Source organism: Pedobacter zeae (assembly GCF_014196715.1).
In the GTDB taxonomy this organism is placed as follows: Bacteria; Bacteroidota; Bacteroidia; order Sphingobacteriales; family Sphingobacteriaceae; genus Pedobacter; species Pedobacter zeae.
This window is the reverse complement of sequence record NZ_JACIEF010000002.1, coordinates 693,674-710,775: the sequence shown is the minus strand read 5'-3', so window position 1 is coordinate 710,775 and position 17,102 is coordinate 693,674. Positions and strand designations below refer to the sequence as shown.

Here is a 17,102-nt window from a genome sequence, read left to right as displayed (position 1 = left end):
AGATATAGCCCATGAAAACAGTATTATTGCCTACCGACTTTAAATTAGAAAGCATCAGGATTGTAGATGCGCTGGTGCAGCATCAGGCAAATGAGAAACTGAACATCATCTTTGTTCATGCCTTTAAGTTGTCTGATTCTATTACCGATATGCTCATGCTGAGCCGTCGCAGCCGTGATTACGAAAACATCAGTGATGAATTTTACCGCGAACTGGAAGCTGTTAAAGAAAAATATGCCCATCAGATCAACACGATCGGTATTGAGTATTTCTATGGAAGTACCGTGGCCGCTTTTAAAAATTTCCTCGAGGCTTTTGATATATCCTGCATAGCCTACCTCAAAGGTTATTCATTTAAACCAATCAATAAATACAGTATCGATCCTAAAATATTAACGGAACGGGCAGGCTGTTCAGTAATTCAATTAAATGCCTTGTCTGTTCATGCCAGCGAAAACTTGGTAGATACAAAAATGTATGAGACACAGTTGCAAGAATCAAACGTTTAATCATCACATTTCAACCCTTATATTATGCTTTTACGAAACAATATTCCGCTCACTTATATATTTGGAAAGATCAAAAAGGAAGTCCTGTTTGTTATTGGCTACTCCATAGGCATTGTAGTATTGTATGAGAACTTCCATGTTACACGCATTTCAATTCCTGTTGCTGTGCCGGCTTTACTGGGAACCATTATTTCGCTTTTACTGGCATTCCGTTCCAACCAGGCATACGATAGATGGTGGGAGGCAAGGATTCTTTGGGGCGCCATAGTAAACGATTCAAGATCACTCTCCCGCCAGATATTGTCATTTGTAGATAATCCGTATGGAATGGATGAAATTGAAGAATTTAAAGCCCGTTTCATCAAAAGGCAGATTGCCTGGTGTTATGCATTAAGTCAGTCGCTAAGAGGCTTCAATGCCCGGAAAGGTTTGGATGAATACCTTAGCCCCGATGAAATCACCTTTATCAAAAAACGCAAAAATGTAACCGCAACCCTATTGGAGTTACATGCTATGGATTTAAAAAAGGCATTACAGGAGGGTTGGATCAACAAATATCAGCAAATAGAGATTGATAAAACCATTACCGCATTGTGTAACCACATGGGCGGATCGGAAAGGATTAAAAATACCGTTTTCCCGGTTACCTATAGCAAGTATATCAACATGTCTATCCATTTGTTTATTGTGCTGCTGCCCTTCGGACTGATTGAATATTTTGGTTACATGGAAGTTCCTTTAGTAGTGGCCATTGCGGCATTCTTTTTACTGGTAGAGAAAATGGCTGTGCATTTACAGGATCCGTTTGAAAACAAACCTACGGATACGCCAACCACAACAATCTGCAGAACCATCGAACGTGATCTTTGCCAAATGCTCGATGACAATAAAATTTACGAAGATAAGCCACAAACAGAACTGGCGCCTGTTGGATCGTATTACATTTTGTAATCGTCTGTAGTTAAGATAAATCTCATTGATTTGAGATGGTTAGTTAATGCCATGAGCTTTCTTTTTGGATGAAAAGAATCAATGGTTTATAGTGTATAATAAGACAAAAGCCATTCATGTTTGAATGGCTTTGTTTCTACCCGGCAATCAGACGTAAGCACCTAACCGTTCTAAAAAAATTAATTCGGGATGCCTTTACAGCGGTTGAAAACGGCCTGCACCATAATATACATCAACGTTGCCTTCTTAAGGATGGGCGATCAAACATCACCATAAAAACAAAACCTCTTCAAGATTTAACTTAAAGAGGTTTCGTTATTTTATGTTCAGCGCTTACTAAGCGTCTATCTTCGCATATTTGGCATTACGTTCGATAAATTCTCTACGTGGTGCCACCTCGTCGCCCATTAACATTGAGAAAGTGTGATCGCACTCTGCCGCACTTTCTATGGTAGCCTGCATTAATGTACGTGTAGCCGGGTTTAAAGTGGTATCCCAAAGCTGTTCTGCATTCATCTCACCCAAACCTTTGTAGCGTTGGATGTGTACACTATCTTCTTTACCGGCACCTTTTAAACGTTGTACAGCAGCATCACGTTGCGCATCATTCCAGCAGTATTCGAAATCTTTACCTTTTTTAACCTGGTAAAGCGGTGGTGATGCAATGTAAACATATCCGGCTTCGATCAGGGCCCTCATATAACGGTAGAAGAATGTTAAAATTAACGTGGTGATGTGCGACCCGTCAATATCAGCATCCGTCATGATTACAATTTTGTGGTAACGCAGCTTGGTTAAATTTAAAGCTTTATTATCCTCCGGTGTACCAATACTTACCCCTATAGCGGTAAACATGTTTTTGATCTCGTCATTTTCGTAGATTTTGTGCTCCATTGCTTTCTCTACGTTCAAAATCTTACCTTTTAATGGTAAAATGGCCTGATAATTACGGTCGCGGCCTTGTTTTGCAGTTCCACCTGCCGAATCACCCTCTACCAGGAAAATCTCACATCTTTCCGGGTCGCTATCAGAGCAATCGGCAAGTTTACCAGGTAAACCCGAACCGCCCATTACACTCTTACGTTGCACCATTTCCCGTGCTTTACGCGCTGCAGCACGCGCAGTAGCGGCTAAAATTACCTTATTGATAATCATTTTAGCCTCTTTAGGATTTTCTTCCAGGTAATTGCCCAGGGCCTCACCTACCGCCACATCAACAGATCCCATTACCTCACTATTACCAAGTTTGGTTTTGGTTTGTCCTTCAAATTGCGGCTCCTGTACTTTTACCGAAACAACTGCGGTTAAACCTTCCCTGAAGTCATCACCGGTGATTTCCATTTTTACGTTCTTTAATAAACCTTCCTTATCGGCATAGTTTTTTAACGTACGGGTTAAGCCCCTGCGGAAACCGGCAATATGGGTACCCCCTTCGTGGGTATTAATGTTGTTTACATAAGAGTGAACATTTTCTGAATAACTATCGTTATATTGAAAAGCCAGCTCTACCGGAACACCGTTTTTAATACCTTCGATATAGATCGGCTCTGCTAAAATTGAAGTCCGGGTATCATCCAAAAAGGCAACAAATTCCTTTAAACCACCTTCAGAGTGGAAAGTTTCTGAAAGGAATGAACCATCGTCCAGTTTCTCACGCTCGTCTGTTAAGGTTAATTTAATCCCTTTATTTAAGAAAGCCAGCTCACGCAAACGGCCAGCCAAAGTATCGTATTTATATTCTGTAGTTTGCGTAAAAATAGTCGGGTCAGGGCTGAACGTTACAATAGTACCACGTTTATCGGTAGTGCCAACTTCCTTCACGTCATACTGCGGAACCCCGATTTTATACTCCTGCATCCAGATCTTACCTTCACGGTGTACCTCGGCCTTTAAATCGGTAGATAATGCGTTAACACAACTTACCCCCACTCCATGTAAACCACCTGAAACTTTGTAAGTATCTTTATCAAATTTACCACCGGCGTGTAAAACCGTCATAACGATTTCTAAAGCCGATTTATTTTCTTTGGTATTAATTCCTGTCGGAATACCGCGTCCATTGTCTTCAACCCTGATGGAGTTGCCTTCCAGGATACGTACATCGATCGTATCTGCATGACCGGCCAAAGCCTCATCAATGGAGTTATCTACAACCTCGTAAACCAAATGGTGTAAACCTTTAATTCCCGTATCGCCTATATACATTGAAGGGCGCTTACGCACCGCTTCCAAACCTTCTAAAACCTGTATATTATCTGCCGAATAATTTGACTTTAAATCCTGTTCTTCGCTCATATTTTAATTAAAAACAATAAGTATCAAAAATACGGAAATTTTGGCATTTAAACTAATATGTGGATAAGTTTTAGGCTGTTAAAAGATTGGTATAAAAGTCGCCCGCATGGTGTTTAAATAAAAAAATCTATTCTTTTTTCTATCAATCGACAAGATAAATCACAAACCTGTTCTGGAGCGCAGGACCTGTACAAAACACTCCGTTTCTTCCCGGTTTTACGCTTTTGGGCTTCGCTGCCTCCTACCCCATCACTTGCAGGGTAACGCTTCAACCGCCCGCCTGTAACGGCAGGAGGCTATATGGCCAAAATGGCATTCCATCTTTAGGGTTGCAGGATGCAGAAACCCTTGTTCCTAAACCTGATTGAGCGGAATAGCCCGCACCCCGATTTTTCATCGGGAGAGGACTATAAGCAAAAGCAGGGCTGCAAACCGCCAAGAACCATTAACCGATCATTTCCTAATCTTTGCTGTAAAACACCAACCGATGGGCTAAATAAGGTTTATAGCAGGTGCTGACACGAACCAGGCCGATGGTATTCATTTTTGGGGTTTGTAACATGCAGAAACCCTTGTTCCTAAACCTGATTGAGCGGAATAGCCCGCATCTCGATTTTTCATCGGGAGAGGACGATAAGCAAAAGCAGGGCTGCAAACTGCCAAGAACCATTAACCGCTCATTTCCTAATCTTTGCTGTGAAACACCAACCGATGGGCCAAATAAGGTTTATAGCAGGTGCTGACACGAACTGTAGCCATGAGAATTATCATATAGGATTAAACAGCTAACCTAGGTACCCAAACATTGGTAAATTCAACCAAGCGCCGAACGCAAAACAGAACTTGTGTCCTAACAGGCCTTTCTTTAAATTGCATATCAAAACTAATTTATATAAGTTTGCTAAAATTTATTAAACAATAATGGAAAGAAGAACCTTTAAAACCTTTGGTTTACTTGCAACAGCAACATTAGTAACTGCCTTGTCTGCATGCCAGAACAAAGACACTAAAACTACTGAAACTAAAAAAACAGAGAGCACTACTGCAGCGGTTTCTCCGACCGACAAAATTGTGTTTGTTAACTCCGATTCGCTGCTTACTAAATATGAATACTTCAAAGATCTTAAAGTAAAGTTTGAAGGTAAAACCAAAAATGCGCAGGCCGATATGCAGGCAAAGGGCCAGGCCTTTCAGAGAGAAGTTGCTCAATATCAACAATCTGCCGCTACTTTATCGGCCGATCAGCGTAAAAGTACCGAAGAGCGTTTAGCACGTAAACAACAAGAGCTGCAAACCTATCAGCAAAATGCGGGTGGCGCTTTACAGAATGAGCAAGCCGTTGAAAACGAAAAGTTATATGATAAAGTAGCCGATTATTTAAAAGGTTATGCGAAGCAAAAAGGATATAAAATGGTATTGACCTACTCGAAAGGCAACAGCGCCATTTTATTTGCCGATGAAAGCTTAGATGTAACTTCGGAAGTAATTAAAGGCTTAAATGCCGAATACAGCAAAAAATAAGCAATACAATATTTAATTCAGAATGCCCTGCTTAAAAACGGGGCATTTTTTTTGTGCTGTTTTTTTCGGATATTAGAAAACTATGGAAAAACAGCATCAGGAATTTATGCAGATGGCCATCGATCTGTCTGTACAGAATGTAAGCGAAAGCATTGGTGGCCCTTTTGGCGCTGTGGTGGTAAAAGACGGCAAGGTGATTGCCAAATCGGCGAATAGGGTTACTTCTACCAACGATCCAACTGCACATGCAGAGGTTTCGGCCATTAGGCTGGCCTGTACCGAATTAAATACTTTCGATTTAAGTGGCTGTGTAATTTATACCAGCTGCGAGCCCTGCCCTATGTGTTTAGGAGCTATTTATTGGGCACGGATTGATACCATCTATTACGCAAATACCAAGGCAGATGCCGAAAATATCGGCTTTAGCGACAAGTTTATTTATGAAGAGCTGGATAAACCGATGGACAAAAGGAGCCTTCCGGTCATCCAGCTGATGCGGGATGAAGCTTTGTTGGCTTTTAAGCTATGGGAAACTTCTACACTGCGGATTAATTACTAGTACATCGGGCATAAAACAACTACGGGTTAGTAAGTGTCTTTAATAAAAACAAAGATGAATTACGAGCAAAAAATCAACAGCGAACTGGAGTTCTGGAAGTTTAAAATCTTACAGAAACCTTCACTATTGAACAAAATGACCGATAAAGTTCAGAAGAAAATAAACAGTTACATTCCAGACAAAGTGCATAGCGCCATTACCACGGCAATCAAGCAGATGGTTAAGGCTGTTCTTTTTGGTTCTACCTTTACAACATCGAAACCCATCACCGATTTAACTTTAATGCACCGTGAAGCATTGGTAAAGCAAAAAATTGATAATTACAAAAAAACCGGCGCTGCAGAAGGTGGAATTACAGGAGCTGGCGGTTTTCTAATGAGCCTGGCCGATTTCCCTTTACTGCTGGGTATTAAAATGAAGATGCTTTTTGATATCGCCGCGATTTACGGATACGATGTTAAAGATTACCGCGAGCGTTTATACATTTTACATATTTTTCAACTGGCCTTTTCGAATAAGGAAGAAAGCCAGAATGTATTTTTTAAAATGCAGAACTGGGACGATAAAGCTCACCGGTTACCTGCCAATATTGATGAATTCGATTGGCTCACTTTTCAGCAACAATACCGCGATTACATTGATTTAGCCAAACTGGCTCAACTACTGCCTTTTGTAGGTGCAGCAGTTGGTGCTGTAGCCAATTATAAATTGATCGAAAAACTGGGCAAAACAGCCATGATGGGTTACCGCATGAGGTATTTCAGTTTACAGTACGCCGTTAGCAGTTCGCAAGAAACTGAAAACCGTAAGCTGAAAACTGGAAACTAATCTTCTTTCTCAAACATGCCACCGATAAGGTCATCTGTTTCACGCCGGTCTTTTTTCGTTGGGCGGCCTGTCCCCCTGTCGCGTTTCAGGCTTGGCGCATGGAACATCGATTTAAAGGCATGGGTTTCTTCAACAGGAGTTAGGTCCTTATATTTGGTTAAGGCGGTTGGCGAATCGGTTCTGTTGTATGAAAGTTCAATTACTTCTATAATTTTCTTTTCAATACCTTTCGATACCTGATAAACATCTCCAACTTTTACAATAGCCGAAGGTTTAATATTCTGTCCTTTCAGCTTTACTCTTCCGGCTTTACAGGCATCAGTAGCAAGACTCCTCGTTTTAAACAGCCTGATCGCCCATAAATATTTATCTATCCTAAGTTTTTCTGTCTCTGTCATAAAATTCAAAAATACGTAATTAGGGTTAATTGTTTAAACTGGTTAATTAAATAGCGCTTATTCCGGCAATTAAACAGCAACCAATTATACCCAACTACAAAACAATTTAAACAATTAACCCTTTTAATAAGCAAAAATTGATTTATTTTGCGTAAAATTTAAAAACATCATGTACTCAGATTTAAAGAAATTAATTGAAGCCGCTTGGGAAGACAGAACCCTTTTACAATATAGCAACTATTGCGAAGCCATCGAAACTGTAATTCAGGGTTTAGATAAAGGCGAAATCCGTGTTGCTGAACCAGTTTTAAACTCTTGGGGCATTAATGAATGGGTTAAAAAGGCGGTAATTTTATATTTCCCGATCCGTGAGATGAAAGAAATTAAAAATGGCCCTTTTGTTTACCATGATAAAATGGAATTAAAAACCGATTACAAGGCAACGGGTGTTCGCGTTGTTCCTATGGCAAGCGCACGTTACGGTTCGTTTTTGGCAAAAGGTGTAATCATGATGCCATCGTACGTCAATATTGGCGCTTATGTTGATGAAGGCACTATGGTTGATACCTGGGCTACGGTTGGCTCTTGTGCACAGATCGGTAAACGCGTTCACTTAAGCGGTGGTGTGGGTATTGGTGGTGTTCTGGAACCGGTACAGGCTGCTCCGGTAATTATCGAAGATGATGCTTTCTTAGGTTCAAGGGCCATTGTGGTAGAAGGTGTTAAAGTAGAACGGGAAGCAGTGCTTGGAGCCAATGTTGTATTAACCGCATCAACCAAAATTATCGATGTGACCGGCTCAACACCTGTTGAATACAAAGGTATTGTTCCTGCGCGTTCCGTAGTCATTCCCGGAAGTTATACCAAAAAATTCCCTGCCGGCGAGTTTCAGGTTCCCTGTGCATTAATTATCGGAAAACGTAAAGAAAGTACGGATAAGAAAACCTCACTTAACGATGCGTTAAGGGAAAATAATGTAGCAGTATAAATGGTTTAAGGTATAGGGCTTAAGGTGTAAGGCAACACCCAAAGCCTTAACCTTTTACCTTAAACCTTACACCTCTAATGAAGATTGGATTCGATGGCAAACGGGCGGCCAACAATTTAACCGGATTGGGCAATTACAGCCGATCCTTAATTGAGCATTTGGCCAACCAGTTTCCCGAACACAAGTACCTGGTTTATTCCCCAAAAGTAAAACAGGCAAAACAGATCGATGCTTTTTTTGAAAAAGAGAACATCGAACTTCAGCTCCCTAAAAACGGCCCGTTTTTATGGAGGACATTAAATATCCTTAAAGATTTAAACCAGGATGGATGCCAGATTTTTCATGGCCTTAGTCAGGAAATACCATTGGCCATACAACATACCAGAATTAAATCGATCGTTACCATCCATGATCTGATTTTTCTCCATTTTCCGCAATACTATAAATTTATTGACCGGAAATTATACGAATGGAAAAGTAAATCGGCCTGTAAACGTGCCAGCAAAATTATCGCCATCAGCGAAAAAACAAAAAAGGATATTATTGATTTATACAAAATCAGTCCAGAAAAAATACAGGTGATTTACCAAAGCTGTGACGACAGTTTTAAAACCCCTTTCCCGCAACACGCCTTAAGCCGCATCAGTGCAACTTATAAACTACCTGAAAAATACATCCTGAACGTTGGCACCATTGAAGAACGTAAAAATCTGAAATTGGCTGTACAAGCATTAAAAAAGGTTGATGAGGAGTATAAACTCGTAGTAATAGGTAAACAAACGGGCTATTTTAAAACCGTAGAAAAGGAAATCGAAAAATTTGACTTAAAGGATCGCATCATATTCTTAAAAAACATTCCTTTTGCCGATCTGCCAGGCATTTACCAGATGGCAGGCGTTTTTGTTTATCCTTCCTTTTATGAGGGTTTTGGCATTCCTATTATTGAGGCTTTGTACTCAGGCATTCCGGTGGTTGCCGCAACAGGTTCGTGCCTGGAAGAAGCGGGCGGACCAAATAGTTTATATGTTTCGCCAAACGATGCCGACGGACTGGCAAAATCCATCAATCAGGTTCTGGAGAACTTTGAGCTCCAAAAGGAAATGAAGGAAAAAGGATTGGAATTTGTTCAGAAGTTTAACAGTTCGGTTGTTACAAAGCAATTAATGGATTGTTATCTATCTCTTTGATCGGTGGCTTTTTCGTTACTGATTTTTCAGGTTGATGATAAAGGTTACCGGTTACAGAGGTTTAGCTTTTACAGGTGAAAAGCAAGGCGAGTGCTCCTATTAAACGTTAATCCTGCCAATGCTGCAAGTCTTCACTCCTGCTTCGCTCCAAGCTTTCCGCAAATTTAAATCAGGCAGCCCATATTTTTATATTAAAACATAAAAGAGGCCTGAATTTATTTAAAATTCAGGCCTCTTTGGTTCATTTAATTGATTTTTATTTTTATTTAGCAGCAGAAACTATTGATGGGTATTGCGCCAATATTTCTTTAACACCAGTATACAAACGTTGTTCTCTTTTATTAAAGTTATCAAGGTTAAAACCAGATCCCTGTCCGTGCCAGAATAAAATCTTTTTAGCCGGATCCAGGAAATCGATGATAATGGTACCATCAATATATTGGTTTACGTAGGTTCCGCCGCCCCAGAAAGGATTTCCCCAGCCGCCACGCCAGCCCCAACCCCAGCCACCATAGTAAGCCGGACCATAAACGTCAGTTTTTTCTCTGGCTACTACAACCAGGTTAACCAATAGGTCAGGCCGGTCTGATTTCGTAAATCCTTTTGCATTCATTTCAGATTCAACCGCAGCCATTAATCGGCGCTTGTCTAAGTTGTTCAGCTTAATCCTGGCAATGCCTTTATCGTAAAAATTGTAAGTTTTGTAACCGCTTAAATCAACATTTTTATCATAGTCTGATGCGGTACGGAGTGTTGTACATCCTGCTAATGCCAATACCACTGTAAAAAGCATTAATAATTTTTGTGCTGTTTTCATTTTTTGTGCGCTCTTGTATTAATAACCTGACTTAAATATAACGATATTGTAACTCAAATGGTAAATCATTTAATTTTTTTTACAATCAGATTGTTAAGTGTAAAACGATTTCCGTTTGATTATGTTTTGACGTTATATTACTCAGACTAAATATTTTATAATTGGATTAATCGTTGAATTCGTAAATGGGTGCATATGCTGATAAGACCTGTTTTACCTCCAAAATCTTTTTTTAGCCATAACGCTTTCAAAAGGCATTTAAACATGTGCGGTTTGTCGGGTCAGCTCAGGTCTTACCTTTCAATTCCGTTTTCATAATGAGAGGAATATAACTGATCAAAAATACACTATCGTTGTAAAATTCTTTTACGGATAGATTATTTAACTTCCTGTTAATAAATTAACTTTGCAAAATGTTAAGAGACGAGATTAACAAAGCTTTTGAAGTATTAAAATCGGGCGGGGTAATCCTCTATCCTACCGATACCATTTGGGGGATAGGATGTGATGCCACAAATCCGGAAGCAGTAGATAAAGTGCTTAAAATAAAAAATCGTCCGGCCGAGAAAAGCTTAATTGTGTTACTGGATGCAGATAGCAAACTGCAAAGTTATGTTTCCGAAATACCTGATGTAGCTTACGATCTGATCGAATACGCTGAAAGCCCGCTTACCATCATTTTTTCGAATGCCAAAAACCTGGCTCAAAATGTAATCAATGCAGACGGCAGTGTAGGCATCAGGGTGGTTAAACACGATTTTTGCACCCCATTAATTCAGCGTTTCAGGAAACCTATCGTATCAACTTCTGCAAATCTAAGCGGACAGCCTTCGCCAAAATTCTTTGATGATATTGATCCCGCTATTCTTGATGCGGTTGATTACGTAGTAGATTTTGAACAGGAAAACCGGACCAGCAGAAAACCATCCACGATTATGAAACTTTCTCCTGGCGGACAGTTCGAATTTATCAGGAAGTAAGCCTCAATAGTTTTTATTAATTTCGCATCATTAAATAATTCGTCACCTGCTTTATTTTTTGGGTCTTATATAATTAACAAATGCTGGCCACAAGTAGTTACAAGGCAGTTGAAAGCTTTTTCTACTTGTAAAGTAAATTCAGCATGACGAAACAATTTTTATGCAACAACACCTACAAAATCCCATATTTAAAACCTTATCAACCATAGCAGATAAGAACAATACCGAAGCTTATGTCATCGGTGGTTTTGTGCGCGATTTATTTTTAAACCGCCCCTCGAAAGATATTGACGTAGTGGTGGTAGGCAGCGGAATTGAATATGCAGAGGCCGTAGGGCGAAAATTAAGCACCAAAGTAGCGGTTTTTAAAAACTTTGGAACGGCAAATATTAAATATCAGGATTTAGAGGTAGAGTTTGTAGGCGCCCGGAAAGAATCTTACCGATCAGATTCGCGCAAACCCATTGTTGAAGACGGCACTTTGGAAGATGACCAGCTCCGCAGGGATTTTACCATCAACGCATTGGCAATCAATTTAAATGCTAAGCATTTTGGCGAACTTTTAGACCCTTTTGATGGCGTTAAGGATTTAGAGAATAAACTGATCCGTACCCCGCTTGATCCTGAAATTACTTTTTCTGACGATCCCTTGCGCATGATGCGGGCCATCCGTTTCGCTTCACAACTTAATTTCGATATCGATCAGGCAGCACTTCAGGCCATTAAAACACAGAAACAGCGTATCAGCATTGTATCCAAAGAACGGATTACCGACGAGATGAATAAAATCATCTTGTCTAAAAAACCGTCAGTAGGTTTTAAACATCTTTTTGATACCGGGTTATTGCACATTATTTTCCCTCAAATGGCACAGCTTTACGGAGTGGAAATTATTAAGGGTAAAGGCCATAAAGATAATTTTTACCATACCTTGGAGGTACTGGATAACATTTGCGAAGTTACCGATGATTTATGGTTGCGCTGGGCGGCTATTTTACACGATATTGCCAAACCGGCAACCAAACGTTTTGAAGAAGGCCACGGCTGGACTTTCCATGGACATGAAGACCGCGGCGCCCGTATGGTGCCGAAAATTTTTGCACAGCTAAAACTTCCTTTAAACGAAAAAATGAAGTATGTACAAAAACTGGTACAACTTCACTTACGTCCGATTGTTTTGGCACAGGAAACCGTAACCGATTCGGCAGTGAGGAGGTTACTTTTTGATGCAGGCGAAGAAATCGAAAGCCTGATGTTGCTTTGCAATGCCGATGTAACCACCAAAAATGAATACAAAAAAACCAAATACAGGAACAACTTTGAGCTGGTAAAACAAAAGCTGAAAGATGTGGAAGAACGCGACAAAATCAGGAACTGGCAACCTCCGATTACAGGTAACGACATTATGGAGACTTTTGGGCTCGAAGCAGGAAAAGAAGTGGGTATGATAAAAAATGCCATCCGTGAGGCCATATTAGAAGGCGAAATCAAAAACGACTACCAGGAAGCATACGATTTTATGCTCCATCAGGCAAAACAAATGGGATTAAATCCTGTTAATAAATAATTTGATTGCCCAATTAAAAAATGAGGATGCCTTTTATGGCATTTGATGTTTGTGGTAATTATAAATTAACTTTATTTTTACGGTTCCAAAATACAATAATGGCTATTTATAAATTTAGAATTACTTTCGAAGATTTTGATGATGTTGTAAGAGAGATCGACATTAAATCAAACCAAACATTTGAAGATCTGCACAAGGCTATCCACCGATCTACTGGCTATAACGCCGAAAAATCTTCGTCTTTTTATGTAAGCACCGATAACTGGCTAAAAGGTGATGAAATTGCTTATTTACCCAGCGAGCGCAAAAAGGACCGTGTAGTTTTAATGGAAAATTCTAAATTGAGCGGTTTTATTGAAGATCCGCACCAAAAATTTTATTATACTTATAATTTTGACCGTCCTTATGATTTTCACGTTGAACTGGTAAAAATCATTTTGGATGCCGATCCTAATATCGAATACCCATTTTTGGCCAAAAGCAGTGGCGAAGCGCCAAAAATTATGGAGCAAAATAGTCCGCAGTCAGTTGATCCAAGAGGAGCTGCAGCGGCAGCGAGTGAATTTGATTTCCTTAACGAAATGGATTTTGTACCTGAAGATACAGACGAGCTTGAAGCAATGGGCGATATGGGTATTAATGAAGAGGAAAGAGATGAAGAGGAAGAAAACGAAGAAGATGAATTTGGCGATGAGTTTTCAGACAATGATCACTACGATGAGGATGGTCATAAAGATGACTACTAATTCATTTTCATTGGTATGCTGATCGAAAGCTGCACCATAAAGCAAGCTTACCGAAAGTAATTTATCTCGGGCACTGCAGAAGAATTTATGATCAAATGAAGTCAGATGTACCCTACATCTGACTTTTTCTTTTAAAGTATCATGTTAATGATAAAAAAAACATTAATCTCGATTGTTGGTCCTACGGCAATAGGCAAAACGGCCTTGGCTATCGGACTTGCCCAGCATTTTGGCACCGAAATTATCTCCGCAGATTCACGCCAGTTTTTTAAAGAAATGGCAATCGGCACAGCCAAGCCCAATGCGGAAGAATTGGCTGCAGCAAAACATCATTTTATAGACTCGCATACTGTAACACAGCTGTTCAGTACAGGCGATTTTGAGGTAGAGGCCCTAAAAAAACTCGAAGAAATTTTCCGGGAGCACGAGCTGGCCATTATGGTTGGCGGATCAGGCCTTTATGTAAATGCTTTAATTAACGGCTTGGATGAAATGCCCAATATTGATCTATCCATCCGGGAAAACCTGAACAGGCAATTTGAAGAAGAAGGCATAGCTGTTATACAAAGTCAACTGGCGCATTTAGATCCAGAATATTTCGCAAAAGTAGATCAGCAGAATCCACAAAGAATGATCAGGGGTTTAGAAGTTTTCCTGTCAACAGGCCAAAAACTTTCCTCGATGCTCTCGGCCACCAAAAAGGAAAGGCCGTTTAATATCATCAAAATCGGCCTAAATACCGACAGAGCAGTGTTATACGATAGGATCAACAAAAGGGTTGATCAAATGATTGCTGAAGGCCTGTTGGATGAAGTGAAAGGGCTTATGCCATTTAAACACCATAACGCACTAAATACCGTTGGTTACAGCGAACTTTTCGATTATTTGGATGGGAAATCCTCATTGGAGGATGCCATTGCGGCTATTAAGCAAAATACCCGCCGCTTTGCAAAACGCCAGCTTACCTGGTTTAGGAGAGATGAAGAGATTAACTGGTTTGAGCCTGATGAAAAGGAGAAGGTCATTCAGCTGATAAGCGAAAAACTTGGGTAACAAAAAAAGCTATCTCATTTGAGCTCATCGTCCTGAGCCTGTCGAAGGGTTTGTCAAAAATGCATTATTTAAGCGTTTCGACAAGCCCAACATGACAACCTCTGAAAGTTGATTTTATGAGATAGCTTTTGTTTTATAGTAACTCCCTAATTAATTGGGAAATTTCACTCCTCTATATTGAGTAATATCAACCGTTGGAATAGTAGACCCGTATTTAGCATTAATCGCATCGATAAATACATTTGCTATTACTGCATTTCCACGTGGGGTTAAGTGAATGCCATCTAAAGAGAATGCACCACCGCTAATAAATGCAGCATTAATACCTACCCCTTGAATATTCAATCCTGTTTTAACCTGATTAAAATAAGCGTAGGTATCTGCAATCGCCAAACCTTTGCTTGTGGCTAAAGATTTAATACTGCTGTTATAGCTGTTTACATAGTCTTTCACCTTAGCTACTTCATCTTTATCCAATACCCACTTATTTTCGATCGGATTTAAGGGATGTAAACCATAAGGAATAGTGCCCTGGCCGAACAAACCAGCAGACTGGAAAGGCAAACGGATAAGGTCCTCATCTGTCGCTGCTCTTACTGCACCTGTTCCGGTTTGAATAAACAACGCCTGGGCAGCAGGATTCGCAGCCTTAGCTGCTGCAAGTAATAACGATGGCTTAACCGTATTGAAATATGGGATTGATGTTACATCCGGAATAGTAGCTACAACCCCTTTTTGTCCGCCAGCCGTTAAGGCATTTAAAAAATTAGCATACAATGAAGAAAAGTTAACCTTATCAGTTAAAGTGGTTGTAGGATCAGTAGGCACAGTTACCGCACCATTTAAAGCATAACCCAATACATCGTTATTACCAAGCCATAATGAAAAGAAAGTATGATTCTTAGTCTGCACATATTGGAAATAAGTTGTAGCACCTACTTGTGCATCCGTTAAAATGCGTTCAAAAAACGGATTTGCGGCACTAAACGCTGGTGCAAATGCCAAATCAACACGCATGCCTGGTATGCCTAAATTTTGGATCTCACCGGAATATTTGAACAAACGAGTATTTGTAGGTGCATCGCGCCAACCATTACCCGGTACCGGTGTTAAAGTTGGTGTACCATTAACTAAGGCTGATAAACTAATATAACCTGAACCATTTGATTGTGCATCAGTGAAAAACGGCGAGGTAAAATTACCACCACCAACTGTAGCCATTTTGGCGGCAATTAAATTCGGATAGGCTACCTTTTGTCCTTCAAGGTATAAACCTCCATCAGCGTAACCAGAAGTTAAAGAGTTACCAATGGCAATGTATTTGCTAAAATTAGCTTGCCCTGCGGTTGTACCTGCAGGTGTTTCAATTTCTGGTTTGCATGCAGCCGTAAAAAGGATGGCAGCAGCTACGAAACTATTTAATATATATTTCTTCATTGTAATTTCTCCTACCATTTATAAGTTAACGAAATACCCGGTGCATACACCAAAGTTTTAAAAGTACCATCAAGGCCTGTTTCTATATTCTTTTGCTTACGCGATCTTACATCTTCGAAAAAGAACGATGCATTAACTTCGAAATGGCTTGTTGGTGTATAACCTAAACCCGCACTTAAAATATACCGGTTGGCATCTGGTGCCTCAGGCGTTACATAACCGTCCTGCACAGGAGAAAAAGCATAACCTACACCTGCCCTTAATGCTAACTTCTCTGAAGCCTGGTGGTTAATACCCAATTTAAATGAAGAACCATCATGATAATTACGCTCCGATTTGGTTTGTGAAGATCCATTAACAGGCTGAGCGTAATTGAATGTTAAATCCTGATAAACATGCCATTGTACCCAACTCGCATCAAATGCTAAGGCTGTACTTTTTGACAATGGAATTCCTACCCCCAAACTTGTGGTGGCCGGCAAAGGCAGTTCGGCATTAAAGGTATTACCTGCAGGAAAAGATGATCTTAATGAATTTGGCACATCAAATTCGGCAGTACCACCATCTAATTTGGTCACCACTTTTGATTTATGTACCAAAGCAAACGAGATATTGCTCAGGGTTTTTATATATAAACCGGCATTCCATCCGTAACCTTTACCTGTACCATCCAATGTAACATGGCCAGAACGGCCGTCAGGATAATTTACCGGAAGTGCACGTTGAAGGTTTACATCGCCATGGTTGTATACAAAGCCTGCCCCGATACCAATACGATCTGTTATTTTAATACTTAAAGTTGGCTGGAAATAAATAGCCTTCAGGTTTAATGAAGTAAGGGAATATTTACCCGACCAGTCATTGCCCCAATCTACCAAACCGCCGAAAGGTGTATAAACACCTAAGCCAAGTTTCCATTTATTAGATTTTGGCCCCCAAACGGCATAAAACTCAAAAGGCGGTGCAATTTTATTTTTTACATTTTCTGTCACGTTCGATCCGCTTTGCTGAAAAGCTGATTTAAACAATAATGGGTTTACTCCTGCTGAAACTGAGTTTTTCTCTAAGAAAGTTACTGCACCAGGATTGAAAAATACAGAAGCTTCATCTAAAGCCAGTGCCGAACCTGCACCAGCCATACCAATTTGTTTCTGACCTTGTAAATTAACCTGGAAACCCTGCCCCAAAACCCAAAGTGGAGCAGAAAGTAATACGCTCAATAAAATTTTTTTCATTTATAAATGGTTATATAACAAATATATGCTA

16 protein-coding genes are annotated in these 17,102 nt (G+C 40.0%); 11 read left to right on the top strand and 5 right to left on the bottom strand.

What is annotated here, in order from left to right; translation table 11 throughout:
• Nucleotides 1–11: 11 nt before the first annotated feature.
• Together GGQ60_RS09620 and GGQ60_RS09615 are read left to right on the top strand one after the other, a co-directional pair.
• Nucleotides 12–509: a putative universal stress family protein gene (locus GGQ60_RS09620; protein ID WP_183762926.1), complete on the top strand. Its 498-nt coding sequence runs from the start codon at nt 12–14 to the stop codon at nt 507–509.
• 24 nt (nt 510–533) lie between these two features.
• On the top strand, nt 534–1,460 hold the full coding sequence (locus GGQ60_RS09615; protein WP_183762923.1) for a bestrophin family protein: 927 nt from the start codon (nt 534–536) through the stop codon (nt 1,458–1,460).
• Nucleotides 1,461–1,796: 336 nt separating this feature from the next.
• Here GGQ60_RS09615 and gyrB read toward each other — a convergent pair whose 3' ends face one another.
• Nucleotides 1,797–3,755, bottom strand: coding sequence for a DNA topoisomerase (ATP-hydrolyzing) subunit B (gene gyrB / locus GGQ60_RS09610; RefSeq protein ID WP_183762920.1), 1,959 nt, complete (start codon nt 3,753–3,755; stop codon nt 1,797–1,799).
• Between the two features lie 921 nt (nt 3,756–4,676).
• Here gyrB and GGQ60_RS09605 point away from each other — a divergent pair.
• The 3 genes from GGQ60_RS09605 to GGQ60_RS09595 all read left to right on the top strand — a co-directional run bounded on the left by GGQ60_RS09605 (nt 4,677) and on the right by GGQ60_RS09595 (nt 6,663).
• Nucleotides 4,677–5,276: an OmpH/Skp family outer membrane protein gene (locus tag GGQ60_RS09605; RefSeq protein ID WP_183762917.1), complete on the top strand. Its 600-nt coding sequence runs from the start codon at nt 4,677–4,679 to the stop codon at nt 5,274–5,276.
• 82 nt (nt 5,277–5,358) lie between these two features.
• Entirely contained in the window at nt 5,359–5,835 is a 477-nt protein-coding gene (locus tag GGQ60_RS09600; protein ID WP_183762914.1) for a nucleoside deaminase, read from the top strand.
• A 54-nt stretch (nt 5,836–5,889) separates the two neighbouring features.
• A complete protein-coding gene (locus GGQ60_RS09595) occupies nt 5,890–6,663 on the top strand; it encodes an EcsC family protein (protein ID WP_183762911.1) in 774 nt (257 codons plus the stop codon).
• Here the strand turns inward: GGQ60_RS09595 and GGQ60_RS09590 are convergent.
• The gene (locus GGQ60_RS09590) at nt 6,660–7,061 is read right to left on the bottom strand and encodes an Hsp15 family ribosome-associated heat shock protein (RefSeq protein WP_183762908.1); all 402 of its coding nucleotides are present in this window, start codon (nt 7,059–7,061) and stop codon (nt 6,660–6,662) included. The genes GGQ60_RS09595 and GGQ60_RS09590 overlap by 4 nt on opposite strands.
• Before the next feature lie 169 nt (nt 7,062–7,230).
• Here GGQ60_RS09590 and GGQ60_RS09585 point away from each other — a divergent pair, with 169 nt between their 5' ends.
• Together GGQ60_RS09585 and GGQ60_RS09580 are read left to right on the top strand one after the other, a co-directional pair.
• Nucleotides 7,231–8,049 (top strand): 2,3,4,5-tetrahydropyridine-2,6-dicarboxylate N-succinyltransferase, encoded by an 819-nt coding sequence (locus GGQ60_RS09585; protein ID WP_183762905.1) that lies wholly within the window; start codon nt 7,231–7,233, stop codon nt 8,047–8,049.
• 77 nt (nt 8,050–8,126) lie between these two features.
• A complete protein-coding gene (locus tag GGQ60_RS09580; RefSeq protein WP_183762902.1) occupies nt 8,127–9,236 on the top strand; it encodes a glycosyltransferase family 4 protein in 1,110 nt (369 codons plus the stop codon).
• 262 nt (nt 9,237–9,498) lie between these two features.
• On the opposite strand, the gene GGQ60_RS09575 is transcribed toward GGQ60_RS09580, so the two are convergent.
• Nucleotides 9,499–10,053 carry a DUF4136 domain-containing protein gene (locus GGQ60_RS09575; RefSeq protein ID WP_183762899.1) on the bottom strand — a complete coding sequence of 185 codons (555 nt, stop codon included), beginning with the start codon at nt 10,051–10,053 and terminating at the stop codon, nt 9,499–9,501.
• 413 nt (nt 10,054–10,466) lie between these two features.
• On the opposite strand from GGQ60_RS09575, the gene GGQ60_RS09570 reads away from it, so the two are divergent.
• The 4 genes from GGQ60_RS09570 (at nt 10,467) to miaA (ending at nt 14,399) form a co-directional block, all read left to right on the top strand.
• The gene (locus GGQ60_RS09570; protein ID WP_183762895.1) at nt 10,467–11,033 is read left to right on the top strand and encodes an L-threonylcarbamoyladenylate synthase; all 567 of its coding nucleotides are present in this window, start codon (nt 10,467–10,469) and stop codon (nt 11,031–11,033) included.
• Between the two features lie 160 nt (nt 11,034–11,193).
• On the top strand, nt 11,194–12,600 hold the full coding sequence (locus GGQ60_RS09565) for a CCA tRNA nucleotidyltransferase (RefSeq protein WP_183762892.1): 1,407 nt from the start codon (nt 11,194–11,196) through the stop codon (nt 12,598–12,600).
• A gap of 98 nt (nt 12,601–12,698) precedes the next feature.
• Nucleotides 12,699–13,346 carry an IS1096 element passenger TnpR family protein gene (locus GGQ60_RS09560; protein ID WP_183762889.1) on the top strand — a complete coding sequence of 216 codons (648 nt, stop codon included), beginning with the start codon at nt 12,699–12,701 and terminating at the stop codon, nt 13,344–13,346.
• Between the two features lie 141 nt (nt 13,347–13,487).
• Nucleotides 13,488–14,399 carry a tRNA (adenosine(37)-N6)-dimethylallyltransferase MiaA gene (gene miaA / locus GGQ60_RS09555; RefSeq protein WP_183762886.1) on the top strand — a complete coding sequence of 304 codons (912 nt, stop codon included), beginning with the start codon at nt 13,488–13,490 and terminating at the stop codon, nt 14,397–14,399.
• A 150-nt stretch (nt 14,400–14,549) separates the two neighbouring features.
• On the opposite strand, the gene GGQ60_RS09550 is transcribed toward miaA, so the two are convergent.
• Nucleotides 14,550–15,836: an SGNH/GDSL hydrolase family protein gene (locus GGQ60_RS09550; protein WP_183762883.1), complete on the bottom strand. Its 1,287-nt coding sequence runs from the start codon at nt 15,834–15,836 to the stop codon at nt 14,550–14,552.
• 11 nt (nt 15,837–15,847) lie between these two features.
• The gene (locus GGQ60_RS09545) at nt 15,848–17,071 is read right to left on the bottom strand and encodes an OmpP1/FadL family transporter (RefSeq protein ID WP_183762880.1); all 1,224 of its coding nucleotides are present in this window, start codon (nt 17,069–17,071) and stop codon (nt 15,848–15,850) included.
• Between the last annotated feature and the right edge of the window lie 31 nt (nt 17,072–17,102).

What these genes read in the sequence shown, in the direction of transcription:
- miaA (WP_183762886.1), top strand. Translation starts at nt 13,488, where the DNA reads ATGTTAATGATAAAAAAAACATTAATCTCGATTGTTGGTCCTACGGCA.
- GGQ60_RS09615 (WP_183762923.1), top strand. Translation starts at nt 534, where the DNA reads ATGCTTTTACGAAACAATATTCCGCTCACTTATATATTTGGAAAGATC.
- GGQ60_RS09600 (WP_183762914.1), top strand. Translation starts at nt 5,359, where the DNA reads ATGGAAAAACAGCATCAGGAATTTATGCAGATGGCCATCGATCTGTCT.
- GGQ60_RS09565 (WP_183762892.1), top strand. Translation starts at nt 11,194, where the DNA reads ATGCAACAACACCTACAAAATCCCATATTTAAAACCTTATCAACCATA.
- GGQ60_RS09620 (WP_183762926.1), top strand. Translation starts at nt 12, where the DNA reads ATGAAAACAGTATTATTGCCTACCGACTTTAAATTAGAAAGCATCAGG.
- GGQ60_RS09545 (WP_183762880.1), bottom strand. Translation starts at nt 17,071, where the DNA reads ATGAAAAAAATTTTATTGAGCGTATTACTTTCTGCTCCACTTTGGGTT.
- GGQ60_RS09585 (WP_183762905.1), top strand. Translation starts at nt 7,231, where the DNA reads ATGTACTCAGATTTAAAGAAATTAATTGAAGCCGCTTGGGAAGACAGA.
- GGQ60_RS09595 (WP_183762911.1), top strand. Translation starts at nt 5,890, where the DNA reads ATGAATTACGAGCAAAAAATCAACAGCGAACTGGAGTTCTGGAAGTTT.
- GGQ60_RS09605 (WP_183762917.1), top strand. Translation starts at nt 4,677, where the DNA reads ATGGAAAGAAGAACCTTTAAAACCTTTGGTTTACTTGCAACAGCAACA.
- GGQ60_RS09580 (WP_183762902.1), top strand. Translation starts at nt 8,127, where the DNA reads ATGAAGATTGGATTCGATGGCAAACGGGCGGCCAACAATTTAACCGGA.
- GGQ60_RS09570 (WP_183762895.1), top strand. Translation starts at nt 10,467, where the DNA reads ATGTTAAGAGACGAGATTAACAAAGCTTTTGAAGTATTAAAATCGGGC.
- gyrB (WP_183762920.1), bottom strand. Translation starts at nt 3,755, where the DNA reads ATGAGCGAAGAACAGGATTTAAAGTCAAATTATTCGGCAGATAATATA.
- GGQ60_RS09590 (WP_183762908.1), bottom strand. Translation starts at nt 7,061, where the DNA reads ATGACAGAGACAGAAAAACTTAGGATAGATAAATATTTATGGGCGATC.
- GGQ60_RS09575 (WP_183762899.1), bottom strand. Translation starts at nt 10,053, where the DNA reads ATGAAAACAGCACAAAAATTATTAATGCTTTTTACAGTGGTATTGGCA.
- GGQ60_RS09550 (WP_183762883.1), bottom strand. Translation starts at nt 15,836, where the DNA reads ATGAAGAAATATATATTAAATAGTTTCGTAGCTGCTGCCATCCTTTTT.
- GGQ60_RS09560 (WP_183762889.1), top strand. Translation starts at nt 12,699, where the DNA reads ATGGCTATTTATAAATTTAGAATTACTTTCGAAGATTTTGATGATGTT.